Origin of the sequence: Pseudoalteromonas neustonica (assembly GCF_001653135.1) — a bacterium.
In the GTDB taxonomy this organism is placed as follows: Bacteria; Pseudomonadota; Gammaproteobacteria; order Enterobacterales; family Alteromonadaceae; genus Pseudoalteromonas; species Pseudoalteromonas neustonica.
Genome location: NZ_BDDS01000001.1, coordinates 123486 through 137459, shown reverse-complemented (window position 1 = coordinate 137459; position 13974 = coordinate 123486). Strand labels below are relative to the sequence as shown.

9 protein-coding genes are annotated in these 13974 nt (G+C 39.6%); 4 read left to right on the top strand and 5 right to left on the bottom strand.

What is annotated here, in order from left to right:
• Nucleotides 1-49: 49 nt before the first annotated feature.
• A complete protein-coding gene (locus tag A7967_RS00595) occupies nt 50-652 on the bottom strand; it encodes an alpha-ketoglutarate-dependent dioxygenase AlkB (protein WP_054454910.1) in 603 nt (200 codons plus the stop codon).
• A 245-nt stretch (nt 653-897) separates the two neighbouring features.
• On the opposite strand from A7967_RS00595, the gene A7967_RS00590 reads away from it, so the two are divergent.
• Nucleotides 898-1671, top strand: a complete 774-nt coding sequence (locus A7967_RS00590; RefSeq protein ID WP_054204267.1) for a hypothetical protein — start codon at nt 898-900, stop codon at nt 1669-1671.
• A gap of 198 nt (nt 1672-1869) precedes the next feature.
• Here the strand turns inward: A7967_RS00590 and A7967_RS00585 are convergent, their stop codons facing one another.
• The 4 genes from A7967_RS00585 to A7967_RS00570 form a co-directional block, all read right to left on the bottom strand.
• Nucleotides 1870-4602 carry a DUF2339 domain-containing protein gene (locus A7967_RS00585; protein ID WP_054204268.1) on the bottom strand — a complete coding sequence of 911 codons (2733 nt, stop codon included), beginning with the start codon at nt 4600-4602 and terminating at the stop codon, nt 1870-1872.
• 110 nt (nt 4603-4712) lie between these two features.
• Complete coding sequence (locus A7967_RS00580; protein ID WP_054204269.1) at nt 4713-6077, bottom strand: hypothetical protein; 1365 nt, start codon at nt 6075-6077, stop codon at nt 4713-4715.
• A gap of 164 nt (nt 6078-6241) precedes the next feature.
• Nucleotides 6242-7549, bottom strand: a complete 1308-nt coding sequence (locus tag A7967_RS00575; protein WP_054204270.1) for a metallophosphoesterase — start codon at nt 7547-7549, stop codon at nt 6242-6244.
• Nucleotides 7550-7596: 47 nt separating this feature from the next.
• Nucleotides 7597-10383, bottom strand: coding sequence for a TonB-dependent receptor (locus A7967_RS00570; RefSeq protein WP_054204271.1), 2787 nt, complete (start codon nt 10381-10383; stop codon nt 7597-7599).
• 325 nt (nt 10384-10708) lie between these two features.
• Between A7967_RS00570 and A7967_RS00565 the strand changes: the two genes are divergently transcribed.
• From A7967_RS00565 to purU, 3 genes are all read left to right on the top strand, one after another.
• On the top strand, nt 10709-11629 hold the full coding sequence (locus A7967_RS00565) for a GGDEF domain-containing protein (protein ID WP_054204272.1): 921 nt from the start codon (nt 10709-10711) through the stop codon (nt 11627-11629).
• A complete protein-coding gene (locus tag A7967_RS00560) occupies nt 11626-12645 on the top strand; it encodes a helix-turn-helix domain-containing protein (protein ID WP_054204273.1) in 1020 nt (339 codons plus the stop codon). The genes A7967_RS00565 and A7967_RS00560 overlap by 4 nt, the downstream gene beginning before the upstream one ends.
• Before the next feature lie 469 nt (nt 12646-13114).
• Entirely contained in the window at nt 13115-13945 is an 831-nt protein-coding gene (purU, locus tag A7967_RS00555) for a formyltetrahydrofolate deformylase (RefSeq protein WP_054204274.1), read from the top strand.
• Nucleotides 13946-13974: the final 29 nt, after the last annotated feature.

Below are 13974 nucleotides of genomic sequence, written 5' to 3'. Positions count from 1 at the left end.
TTGTTTAATACCCTAGAGCGATCACGTTTTTAATAAGAATTTGTATAAATTAAACGCTCACTTCATTGGGCCAAGCAAATTGCCGAAATGAGATATTAAACCTTGGACCGATTGCTTTTGGCGTGCTTGCCAAGGCGTGTTGATACATATCTTGAAAATCTTCCCCCATTATTAATAGCGAGCCATCTTCGAGCGTGACACAGTGCTGCTCTTCGTCATTATTTTGGCTTCGAATTAAAAATTCACGTTCGGCTCCTAAACTTATTGAAGCAATAATATCTGTGGGGCCAAAAGCAGGTAAATCACTGTGAAAGCTCAAACTCTCTTTTCCATCAGGATAATAAAGGCACACAGCAACACTAAACTCGACACCCGTAAGCTCAGCAATTTGCTGTTGCAATCGACTTAGAAGGGGAAACCAAGCAGCATGACGCCCATGGTGTGAAGAAAAAAGCCCAGATTTTTCTAATTTTGGCTCTAAAAAAATCATTCGCCAAGGAAAAATGTTTACTTCGCTACCATCTGGCATTTCAATGAATTCTGGCTCATTCAGATCAAAGCGTACGCTTAACCAGTCAAATATTGCACGACTTTGCGAACGAGGCATAAACTGTGAATAGTAATGTGCATCGCAATTTAATGGGAGTTTCACTCACGTACCCTTAACGGTGATTTTAAATCCTTTTTAGAGCTTAGCAGTTTGTAGCGATAAGTAATATCAACGGTTATTACTTCAGTTAAATATGAGTAATACTGATTATTTTAAGTGCAACACTATAAGAAAGTCATAGTCTCAGGTAGAGTAGCCCAGCCTTTACAATATAACTTAAGGCACTCTTAATTATCGAACACTGACACCTCTAATTCGCTAAGCAAAACATATGAGAAGCTCTATTAATGCCAAGTAATCTATTAAATCGGCCAATTATTATGGTTCAACTACAACAATTAAGAATATTAATTGCTGCTTTACTGGCTATACCGTTATTTCTTTGGATGGATAGCCCTGCTGGCGATGTAACGTTTGGCAATGGTCAATTAACAGCAAACATAGCCGTATTCACTATTTTTATGGTGGGGGTTTTGCATTGTAATAGCCGAACTCGTACTGCCATGTTAATTGGAATTTTAGTTGGGTTTTTAGGGGAGTGTTTATTTTCGTTAGTTTTAAATATGTATCACTATCGGTTTGATAATATACCACTGTGGGTCGCATTTGGTCATGGGATGATATTTGGTCTTGTGTATCGCGCTTCTAGAAAACCGTTAATATTAAGAAATACGAAAAAACTAAAAATCATTTTGTTAATTGGCATCATACTATTCTCTACTTTTTGGTTTTTTGCTGAGAATGATGTATTTGGATTTATATGCACTTTGGTATTTTTAGCCTTTTTAATAGTGGCTAAAAAATCACAACTGTTTTTCTTACTGATGTTTTATGTGGTGCTGTATATAGAGTTAGTCGGTACATATACGGGTACTTGGTGGTGGCCTAATAACCTATCAAGTATTGCAAGCTTACCTAGTAGCGGTAACCCACCAACGGGGATTGCTGTATTCTATTTTTTATTCGATTTTGCTGTGTTTTATATTTATTTACACGCTATAAATCGAGTCACTCTGAAAAGATATAGGCGTTTTGAACAGCGATTAAAAGCAAACCCTTAAAACGAGTTCTATTGTTGAAACTTATCGCTCAGTAATGATGCTGAGCGATAATCCGTCATGTATACCCAAGCCAGTTCAAGATGCTATTTCAGTTGACGTTAAAAGCTATTTAGGCAAGCCATTATTGTAAAGTAACGCCTTGATATTAACCCCCTGTGAAACGCTGAAGTCTCTATGTTGTGGTAGCAGAAGTACATGCTAATGTACTTCTGCTTTACTTCTGAGCTTTTGAAACAGCCAGCTCAACGCCACCAGAGACAGCCCTAAACCAATAAATGAAATTGCTTTTAGTAAACCCGTTAGGTTTGCCATATCAATTAAGAATACTTTAACAATGACTGCGCCTAGAATACCCAATCCCAGTTTTTGTAGTAACAATTGGTGTTTTAAATGACCACTAATAACGACTAGCGCGCCAAGGGCTAACCAAATCACAGAATAGCTGTATAGCTCGGCATCACTAGCACCTTTTCCTAGGTGGATAAACGCACCTTGCCAATACTGACGAATAAGCGCATTAATTGCTAAAAACGCGAGTAGCCCCGATACACCTACGACTATAGCACTGAGTGTTGTATTAAGTGGTTTAACTAATTTAGCCAGCCAAAGTGCAAGTAAGCCTGGTACAAACCAAGTTAATAACACCCAGTTAAACACTGGGGTTTCGCCAATATATAGGCGCTCAAATAAAGGGTTGTTATCAAGTGATGTATTTAATAACAACAAAGCCGCTAATCCCGCAAGCGATAAGCCTGCCACTTTATAAAGCTTCCCTAACTGCCCTGCACTTTGTGAACGATATAAATAAACACAACCTAAAGCGAGCCAATTACAGCTTAGTAATACTTGCTCATAAAAACTTAATGAAGATAACTGTGGGTAGTGGCCAACAAGCTGATAACTGGTCTCTGTTGTAATAAACAGTGCTAAACAATGCAGTGTTGCGCCTTCGAGCCAGATTTTCATACCAGTTTGTTGCCACTGTTTTGCCGCAAACCAAAATAACCCAACGCATAACGGATAAACTACCGCGCTCCAATGTAACGATAACAAGGTTAAGTCAGAGTAACTTGCAATCCATGGTGCAAAGGTTAAACGGGCAAGCAACACAGCCACCAGCGCTTTAATTGGCCAATGCGGCATTGGCACATTATGGCGTTTTACTAAATAACTAATAACGAGCACTTGAATGGCTAGAGCAAGCGTTAATCCACTATCAGCTAATAGCATAGTTAAACACAGTGTTATATTGGCATTCGCGCCAATCCAATAGCTAAATTGTTGCCATTGAGTACTGGCGGCTTGTGAGCGCTTAATTAGCACGCCACTGGTCAGTAATAAAATAACTGTCCACACTGGATATGCAACATCTAAATCCTGCTCAGGGGTAATCGTGTAAAGTGTTGCTAACATAACAAACACACCAAACGATGCCAGCAAATGAAAGGTTAGGCGTTTTCTATAACGAGCACCAAAATAAAGCCCATAGCAGCAAAAACCAATGCCCAGTATTAATCCTAAGCCATAAATACCTTTAAATATAAATAAGTGATCATCACCATTAAAGTGCCTCTGTTGGGTGATCACTAAAACCACAGCAACTACTAATGCAAGCCCCTGCCAGAGATCCCATCGGCTATTTTGCAAAACCAAAAACAATAACATAACAATTGTACACAGCCCTATAATTTGCCACTGCATGCTGGCCAATGACATCACGATTGCAAGCAGTAACGGCACTACAATTGCCAATAATAATGGGTTGTCAGGCAATAACTTAAGTAATCGCTTAAGGCTATGCGGGCGGTATTCGAGTAAGCGTAGCATTAACCCTAAGCGCGCCATCGCAATCAGGCCAATAATAGATAACAACGCAAACCCACCTACAAGGTAATATTGCTGAGTATTCATTATGCTCAATGCGACCCAATACCAACCAATGTGGCATGTCCAAAGTAAATACCACAACCAATTGCGTTTTACTTTTTGCGCAACCAGTACCGCCGATAAAGTAACAAAACCAATATACATAAGCAGTGCCATAAGGTTGCCACTGCCTGTATTAACCCATATTGGTACGCTGTAAGCGCCAACAATGCCAAGCACGGCTAATAACGGCCCTAAACGCAACGCCATTACACTTGCCGCTAATGCTATAACTGCTAACATAACAAAGGCTGCAGTAGGGCTTAACATTGCGTAACTTGAATATGCAAGTAGAGTTAACGCAAAGCAGCTAATAAAACCGCCTCCCGCTAACGCCGCAGGCACGTAGTTATTAAACCCTTCAAAGACAATGCCTTTCCTATGTAAATATTCAGCCAGGCCAATGAGTGTCACGCCAAATAAAGCGCCAAATGTAATGCGTAATGAAGGCGACAATAAGCCCGCTTCTAAACTGTATTTAGCTAAAAATATTCCACCGAAGGCTAGCGCAATCCCCCCTATCCAAGTCATCCAATTTTCTTGTAGCTGAGTTTTAAATTGACTTAAAAAGGTGTTGAAAAAAGACGGTTGTTTTTTAACGCATGAGGGAGACGCTTGTTCATGCGATACTGGCTTGAAGGTATCTGGACTCTGCGGCGGCTCTACTGCAAATGATTGCACTGAGCGAGTTTGATGGGCTGCTGCATCTGTGTTGGTTATATCCGGATTGTCTGTCTCAGGATCATGCGGGTAAATACTGTGTGCATAAGCGCTTTGCATATCCGTGTTTTGCTTATTAAGCTGCGATGAATCCTGCTGTAAACTCTGATCTTTAGAACCTAACGCGCTATCTTTCTGCTGATTTAATACATAAGCCAGTTGCTTTTTTAATACCGTAATTTCATTTTTCAGCCCACCGAGCTGAAAAAAAGCAACTAAGCCTGCTATTGAACCTGCCAATATAATTAGTATCGCTAATACAATTAGCGCTATACCATCGTCCATTTTTCAATCCTTGGATATCTTTAATACCTCCGTTATAACGTAAAGTGTATTTAATATAAACACAAAAATCAGCGCTACTTTTTATAGCGCTGAAATTCATTTGCGTTAAATTATTCGACAGATTGCGTAATAGTGCGCTCTAACGTCATCTTATAGCCCGTACTACTGGCTTCGTCATGCTCAAGTATTAAAATATAGTTACCCTCTTGGCTAAAATCCATATCACCTTGCTGCATCAACACTATTTGCTGCCCGTTATCTTCATACAATACATAGGTGGTGTAAGTTTCATTATCAACAACGACGCTTTCTTGGCTGTATTGATCAATACCCGTCACTCTATTTTTTGCATCATCAACCGTTTCGCCGTTTAAGGTAAAGACCACATCGACATCAACAATATTTTGCCCTGCATAACTATCTAATAAGTTAACAACAGTCACTTTATGGCTATAACTGCTTGGCGTTAAATCTTCTTTTAATGTCATCATTCGTGGGCCAAACTCTTTATCGGTATAAAAAAGTCCAACGTTACTTTGCTCACGTTCAAGGGTGAGTAAAAAATTATCAACAATGTTATCACCGGTATCATTCGTCATCGCAATACTGTAGCTATTAGGTGCAAGCTCAAGGTAGTTGGAATAGGTGTCGTTTGCAGTCAACTCAGATGGGTAACTTTGCGCGCCTCTGGTTACAGTAAAGCGAGTTTGGGAATAATCATCTATGGTATTAATAAAACGAACTTGCCCTTGCGCTGCCTGATGCTTTAACTGTGTCACGCTATTACTTGAGGTCACAATATCAAGTGCGATACCGTCATCTTGCGTAGCATAACTTGGGCGTATCATCATTACATAGCTGGCATTGTCGTTTAAATACACCGTAGCTGACTCAAAAATAACATTGGTGTCGCCACTTTGCGTGAGATATAAAGTGTAATAGCCTTCATCAATACTTTTTAAATCTAGCTCATTTAAATAAGTAGGTGACGTTATTAACTCTGCGGTATCAAACAGTCCATCATCATTAGCTAAGTAAACATCAAAGCTGATGTTCTCTCCTGCAATATTATAAAAACCTAAATTTAACTTACCATCATCGCTTGTGGTGGGTACGCTGAGTTCATTAATCGCTGGCTCAGCAAAGTCGCTGTTCATCACTAATAATTGGGTTACGCTATCTTTTACGTCGACGGTTTGCTCTTTGATGGTAATGTAACTGTCGTTTGCATCTAAATACTGTAGGCTAATATCATAACTATTTGTGCTGTAATTATGGCGCGTAGTTACATTGCCAAAGTCTGTACCTGAACGCTCAGCATCATCAATAAATAAGCGTGTGTATGGGCTATTATATGAGCCATTGTAAAGTTGAATGTAACCACTTTTGCTGGTGGATGAATCTCCTCCCGAGCAAGCTGTTAATGTTGTTATTAGCGTTGTTGTTAAAGCAATTTTAAATAGTGGGGTATTCATGGAATCAATTCCTTATTGTTTATAGTCGGCTTTAGACTCCTAATAAAGTTAATAATTTCATGATTTACAAAGCATTACTCCCGCTTACATAGCTTTACATACTTGTTAAAAACTGTGTAAATGTGCAAACAAATCGCACATTTACTCATAGTGATATTGCTTAATTATTGCGTGCGCTTATTAAAACTAAACTGAGCTTCTGACTGTAATTCACCACTTAAATCTCGCGCAGTTGTATAAAAACTCACATCAAGTTGATCGTCTTCATTATCAAGGTTTATGTGACTAAAGCCCCACACAAAACTCTTTGACCACACTAAATCATACTGAGGATACTGACGCGCTTGATACTGCGCAAACGGCGTATGCTTACCACGCATTTTTGAAGCCGCTCCTGAGATGATCAACGGTAACTTACCTTGACTATTGCCTGAGTCGTACTGTGTACAATCATCCGTTAATAACTCTAAATCGTGCTCATGTCCTGCAATATAACCGTCTGCATATTTACATAGTGTAGGCATTAGTAAACGCCTTAATACATGCCCTTCACTGTATTTTGTACCACCTATTGACCATAAAATATGGTGGCCATACACTAACTTCCACTTCGCCGTTGAGTTGGCAATACCTTGCTTTAGCCATGCGAGTTGTTTAAGGTCTTCACCATTTTTTGGGCCTTCATGCTGCTCATGAACTTCAAGCTCGGCGGTGCCATTTGCTATTGCTTGGCCCTCATCGCCTTCACTGCCATCTGAATTCAGTGGTACTTCATAGAATGTCTGCCCTGCTAACAGCATATTGGTATCCAGTACAAAAAACTCTACATCATTACCTGGAACCCCTTTTTTATAACTGTAATAACCTTGCTCTTCCATATAAAAATTGGCCTGTTTTGCCATCCACTGTGTTTGTAAAGCAACACCTTTACGCGAGCTTTTCCAGTCATGATTACCCAATGCTGAATACACAACTAAATTGGGGTCAACATTAAACAACGGTTTAAGTGGTGCATACACTAAATCGTGCAGACGCTTTTGATCGTCTTTACCGTCATCGGCATCGGCGCCATCTGGGTATACGTTATCTCCCAATTGAATAGCAAACTGGCACGCTTTGGTTTTACATAGCTGAGCCATAGCTAAGCCAACCGCTTGTGCCCCACCTTGCTCTGTTGCAATATCAGTTCCGGGATAAACATAAATAGGCGCATGATCAAACTCAGCTCTGGGGCGGTAATCTTCAAGCCAATCGTTAAGCTCAGCTGCAATAAATTGCTGCTTGTTCTTTGGATTTTTAAGGTGCTTTATTTTTGGGTAATCAACATGGTACCCGCCATCACCAAACGCTAAGAATGCAATATCGGCGGTGCCTATATTTCTCTTTTTTGGCTTATCTACATTTTGATATGTGCAACCTGATACGGCTAAGCACACACTTAATACCAACCATACTGTATTTAATTTATTCATAACATTCTCAATAGCGAGCTTGCATAATTGCAAGCTCATCAATATTTTTATAAAGAAGAAAACGTAAAGCCCAACTCAAAGGTGCGCCCGTATGATTCATACTGATAGTTATAACGCTTATCAGAATGATATAAATACAATGGTTCATCAGTTAAGTTTGTCGCGTTAAAGTACACATTAATATTATCGCTAAAGTAATACTTGCTACTTAAATCTAACTGCATATGACTGTCTTCGTATACAGCCATATCTGCATCATCAAATTGAAAGCTCTTACTTTTATAAGATGCACTTAAGCGAGTGCTGATTGTATTGTTCTCAAAACCGATGAGCACATTTGCGACGGTATCAGCTTGATTAGGTAGTTTGTCATCAGCATTAATAAATGTGCCGTTGGCCCCTAATAAAAAGCCTGATTTAAAGGTTTTGTTCCAGTTTAGTTCAACCCCAGTTAACGAGGCTTTGCCACCATTGACCATTTGGACTACTTCATCAAAACCATCCCAGCCGACATTTCCTTGTACTTCTTGTTGCACAATAAAGTTATCAATATCTTTATAAAACACCCCAGCAGATAGCACGCCAATCGTGCCCGGATAGTATTCTATTGATGCATCTAAATTCATTGATTCGTATGGGTTTAAATCGGGGTTCCCAACTTGTGCTTTACGTTGCGTTTCAATAACGCCATCGTCTTCGGTGGTTTCGCTCTCGATAAGTTGATAAGCAGCGGAGTCGCTAAATGTAGGCCGTGCAATGGTATTGGTATAGGCAAACCGAGTAACCAATTTATCATTAATGTTGTAACGTAAATTTAAGCTTGGTAAAAAATAATCATAATCTTTGCTAACCTGCCACGGTGTTGTGGTGACGCTTTCCGTGTCATTAATTTCATCGGCAATTAACTCCACTTGATTACCTTGAGTATCAAAATCAGTTGCTTCATAGCGTACACCAGCCACTATATGTAACTTATCTATATCCATGCTAATCATTGCATAGGCGGCTGTAATATCTTCATTACTTATATAGCTCTCACCATCAGATTCAACACGAGATTCATTGCTGTTTAAATCAAACGTCGCTTTATTTGTACTAACAAACTGAGCTATCGCATGTCGACTTAACCCTGGGCCAAACTTACCTAAGTCATAGTCTGGCGCTAAAGTTGCAAAATCATTGCCCATCGCATCTAAAAAATCGCCATCGTAAATCGCTACATTTACATCGTTACGTTTTTCACGGCGCTGCTGTTTAAAGCCAAACTTAAACTCGCCATTGTTATTTTTCCAAACAAAATCACGCGTAAAATCAAGCTTAAAGCTCAGTTCTTCATCGTCGCTAGTATTATTAATAACCTCAACTTTGTCCATTTCAAACAGCGCTAAATCATGCGCATTAGCTGATTGAGTTAGCATTGGCGTATCAGTACGCGCGGTGTAACCCATATCAATATTCTCTGCTGCAAAGGTAACATCAAGACGGTTTGGTTCTTTTTCTTGAGATTTTGAATAACCTACATTGTATTCAACAAACCAATTATTTAGCTGGTTTTCACCCCCTACCACCATTGATAAAATGCTTTGCTCTTCGTATCTGTCTTTCGTGTCGCGGTCCATTTCTGCGCCAGTAAAACTTCCCGTGGTATCGCTACTTTGCAGTAATTTTCCATCACTGAATTTATATTCGTTTCGCTGGCGGTATTCGTCATCTGAAAAATCACTGTACAAAGTACGTAAGTAATATTTATCCGTCGCGCTCGTATGTAAATCAACATTAAGCGCAGCGCCTAAACGCTCTCGAGTTATTTGATAATGGCGCTGCTCAATTTCTTCAGCACCCATAATTGTTAGATCATTTCCTGTTGCTGCGTCTTCAACTTTAAATTCACTCCAGCCGCCATCGGTTTCTATATTTCGTGATCCAAAATCACGTTTAAACCAAGATACCGCTGTCGCTATACCTAAATCAACACCGCCATCAAGCTCATATATATTGGTATAACTACCGGAGAGCTTGGGGCTAGCTTTTGATTCTAACTCGTTATATGACCCATGCGCTGTAAAGCTATAGCTCTGCTTTGCTTTATCAAAAGCACTTAAACTTTTCACTTCAATAGAGCCGCCAATGGCACTGGCGTCCATGTCTGGCGTAACTGTTTTGCTTACTTCTAAACTTTGAATGAGCTCACTTGGGATCACATCCATTGCTACAGAACGCACACCCGCCTCAGGCGAAGGGACATTCAAACCATTCACTGTGACATTATTTAAATTAGGATCAATACCACGGATCCCAACAAAGCGGCCTTCACCTTGATCTCGGGCAATAAAAATACCGGGTAGTCGCTGTAATGACTCTGCTGCATTTTGATCTGGAAATTGGCCAATTGAATCAGCACTCACCACCGACTTTAAATTATTTGCATTTTTTTGACGGTTAATCGCCCCCGCTTGCCCTGCGCTTTGCCCATAAACAATAATGTTATCCATCGCGTCTTGTTGCTCACCGATAACAAACAGCTTTTCAAATACTTTGTTATCAACAACCGTAATAGCCTGCTCAACTCGCTCCGCTCCAATGTAATTTATAACCAAGGTGTAATTACCAGCGGGGAGTTTATTAAATGAAAACGTACCATCGCGGCTACTTACTGTTTTTAGGCTTAGCTCTTTAACAGTAACTTTTGCCCCGCCAAAATAAACACTATGGCTAGCATCCGTTATGCGCCCTTGTACTTTGCCATCAGCTAGTACTGGTGTTGCGTATAAAATGCTACAACATGCAATAGCGATACTCGATTTAATAAATGGTGACGATTTAAAGGGGTTCATAGTTGATCTCTTAATTGCGACTTATAATTTAATGTTGTTAGCGGCCACAACGTGGCCTACCGGCAACACCCTAAAAGTAAAAGATGAACTAAATATGTCAGTGCTAGTTACACTACTTTTAAATGCGATTATTTGATGTATTTAACGCCGTTACTTTTGTTAAATGAGCTAATTTGACCCCCAAACCACGCGGGGTAATCGCAGTAACTGCAATAAAAACCGCATAAACCCACCCTGTCAGTAAAAAATATGTCATCACTGTGAGCTAATATGACCCTAGTGGTATTTAAACTCTGTCGTCCAAACCCAACCTAATGAGCGCATCATGAATTTAACCTTTTTAAAATTACACCGTTCACTGTTATTTATTTTAGCGACCATGTTGATTTGCGTACTGACACTCACCCTCAGTTATGGGCACTACAAAGGGCATAATAATATTGATTGGTTTGATGTTGCTGGTGAAGGGGGAATTACAATCATGACCTTGCTATGGATTTTCTTTATTTTACTCAGTAGACCGAAAGGGCGAGTAACCAACCTATTATTTGCAGGTTTGGCTATTATGAATCTATCAATGACTCTTGATTTTATTGATGAATTTGTCAACTACGATAAAAATCAAGCATGGTTGAGTACCATTGAATCTATTCCTGCGCCATTTGGCATGATTTTAATGAGCATTGCTCTATATCATTGGCATCAAGAACAAATGAGCATAAACCTGCAACTACGAAACCGAGAGCGCTTTTACCGAGAACACCAGCTCAGCGATGCAATCAGTGGCTTAGCCAGCGCCGATTATATGAAAAGTCAAATAAATAGAGAGCTCAATTTACTGCATCATAACGAGCATGGGTTTTCATTATTGATGCTTGATATAGCTCAGTTTGACTGTTTCAACCGTCAATTTGGCGCCAAAGCTGGCGACAAATTACTTCATGAATTTGCCCAAGTATTAACCCTAAATGTACGCAAGAATGATTTAGTTTGTCGCTATGCCAGTGACTGCTTTATTGTATTACTGCCTGACACGCCTTTAAATATGGCAGATGAATTAAGTCGCTCAATTATTAATGCACTAGAGTCATTTTCGTTTCAAGGAAGTACAAAAAAAACCAACATAAAACAAAAAGTGCACCGAAGCTTAATTACAGCGCAACACGATGATTCAACATCTGCCTTACTCAGTAAGCTGCATAAAGGCTTATTAAATAACAAACGCTTATTTGAGCAAACTGCGTGAATTTTAAAAAAGTAATCGACATAGATACACCATGTACTGGATTACAATCTTGGGCGGCTCAATTAGTCGACTTGGCCAAACACCGTGGGATCCATCCAGACAAATTATTAAAAGGGACCAAGCTTTTTTATCAAGATTTTGAGCTAGGTAAAAGTAATGTAAGTGTTGCTCAATTTTATCGTTTACAAGAAAACTGTCAGCAATTAGATTGGCAACACGAGCTTAGTTTTTTACTTGGCCGTAAGCTACTTAACCACAACCCTTTACACAGTGCATTCTCTCAAGCTTCGAGCTTAAAATGCCTACAAAAATTATTACTGCAATTTCCATTGCATGGCTTAAATTTATTTAATGCGCAGCATAGACATCATCACAGACGTCATCACTTCATTATTAACCTCAGCTTTGGTGCTATTAACACCGCCGTAGAACAATTTTGCTGTGAACTATTTGCCAGCTTTATCGCAACAACGTGCAAATCACGCATTGGTAATAACAGTGACTTATGCTTCTCATTCCCTTACCCTGAGCCCAAATATATAGAGCAATACCAAGTTAATTTGCAAGCAAAGTGTAAGTTCTCGCAGCAATTATTTATGATCAGTATAAGTGACGAGCTTTATAACAAATATTTAATTGATAGTTGCCCAAGCTTACTCCAGCAATCATTAGCAAACTTAATGCAGCACACATCACCGGCCACACCTTGGTTGCAATTGGTTCGTAACTATATTTCAGCCCAGCCACAGCAAAACCTCGAGGCCGTAGCGCATTATTTTGCTATGAGTCCCGCAACTTTCAAACGTAAGCTTAAACAACATCATACGCGTTTTATCGCTTTACAAGATTGCATCAAGCGGCAAACCGCAGTGTTTAATATCATAACTCTTGCACAAAGCAATGAAGCGCTCGCCATAGAGCTTAACTTTAATGATCTGACCAACTTTAGGCGCGCATTTAAACGCTGGACAGGCATGACACCAAGTAACTTACGTTGCCAGCTTAAGTCATTGTGAATAATTATAAAAAGCACTTAAGTGAGAACTGCAAAGTAAATCTAACTAGGGCTTGTTGAACTTTGCGGATTAAAATTCGTTCAATTTAGGGGCGATTTAATCGCAGCGTAAGGTTTATAATCTAATTAGTGATGAAAACGATTTAATAAACAATGTCCCTTATATCGTCGTAAATCCATTAAGATCAAACATAGTGAGCCACATCGTCGACTACTCCATTGGGGGTTGTATTTATATAAAGTAGCAGCGAGTTTACCCCGCGTTTTTAAGAGGGTTACCCCGTACCAATCCAAATATTCGCATATTTACGAAACCCCGGTGCATTTAACCCGATATAAAATTGCAGCTACCACGTCAATCCCGCGTACTTATTGTATTTACTCTAAAATTTACAAGCTATAACCCCTTTTGTTTTCGTGATAAATTAACAAATAATAAAACGACTAATCATAGGATTGGAATGAGGGAAATGAACACAATACTTACAACGCAATGTGCGGATGATGTGGGCTTAATTGCCAAAATTACAGGGCTTTGTCACGAGCATAATTTAAATATTACACGTAATAATGAATTTGTAGATAAAGATGCCCAGCGCTTTTTTATGCGTACTGAATTAACTGGCGCACCAGCACCTGACTTTTTAAATCAATTACAGGCTTTGCTACCCGATGGCGCGCAATTAGCACTGCATACTGACGAAAAAACCAAAGTCGTGTTGCTTGCCACTAAAGAAGCGCATTGCTTGGGCGGCGTATTGCTAAAGCAGTTTGAGCAAGCGCTGAATATTGAAGTATTGGCTGTAATTGCTAATTACCCTGACTTAGCACCATTGGCGAAGGGCTTTGATGTGCCGTTTCATGTGGTCAGCCATGAAGGGTTATCACGCGCTGAACACGACCTGCAAGTGGGTGACTTAATTGCTAGTTACAAACCAGACATTATTGGCCTTGCCAAATATATGCGAATCTTAAGCCCTGAGTTTGTTGGTCGTTTTGACGGTAAAATCATTAATATTCACCATTCATTTTTGCCTGCGTTTATTGGTGCAAAACCGTATCATCAAGCATTTGAACGTGGCGTAAAAATCATTGGGGCAACAGCGCATTTTGTTAATAATGAGCTTGATGAAGGGCCAATCATCATGCAAGACGTGACTCATGTAAATCATGCGAATACAGCTGAAATGATGGCTAAGATGGGCAAAGATGTCGAGAAAACAGTGTTTTGTAAGGCACTACAATTAGCGTCTGAGCACAAGCTGTTTATTAATGGTAATCGTACTGTGGTGTTTAGTTAAGCTCTTGGTTTGTGGAAATAGCATGCCAA

Bases quoted from the DNA above. Each gene is read 5' to 3' on its own strand.
- A7967_RS00590 (WP_054204267.1), top strand. From the start codon at position 898: ATGCCAAGTAATCTATTAAATCGGCCAATTATTATGGTTCAACTACAA.
- A7967_RS00585 (WP_054204268.1), bottom strand. From the start codon at position 4,602: ATGGACGATGGTATAGCGCTAATTGTATTAGCGATACTAATTATATTG.
- A7967_RS00580 (WP_054204269.1), bottom strand. From the start codon at position 6,077: ATGAATACCCCACTATTTAAAATTGCTTTAACAACAACGCTAATAACA.
- A7967_RS00575 (WP_054204270.1), bottom strand. From the start codon at position 7,549: ATGAATAAATTAAATACAGTATGGTTGGTATTAAGTGTGTGCTTAGCC.
- A7967_RS00570 (WP_054204271.1), bottom strand. From the start codon at position 10,383: ATGAACCCCTTTAAATCGTCACCATTTATTAAATCGAGTATCGCTATT.
- A7967_RS00565 (WP_054204272.1), top strand. From the start codon at position 10,709: ATGAATTTAACCTTTTTAAAATTACACCGTTCACTGTTATTTATTTTA.
- purU (WP_054204274.1), top strand. From the start codon at position 13,115: ATGAACACAATACTTACAACGCAATGTGCGGATGATGTGGGCTTAATT.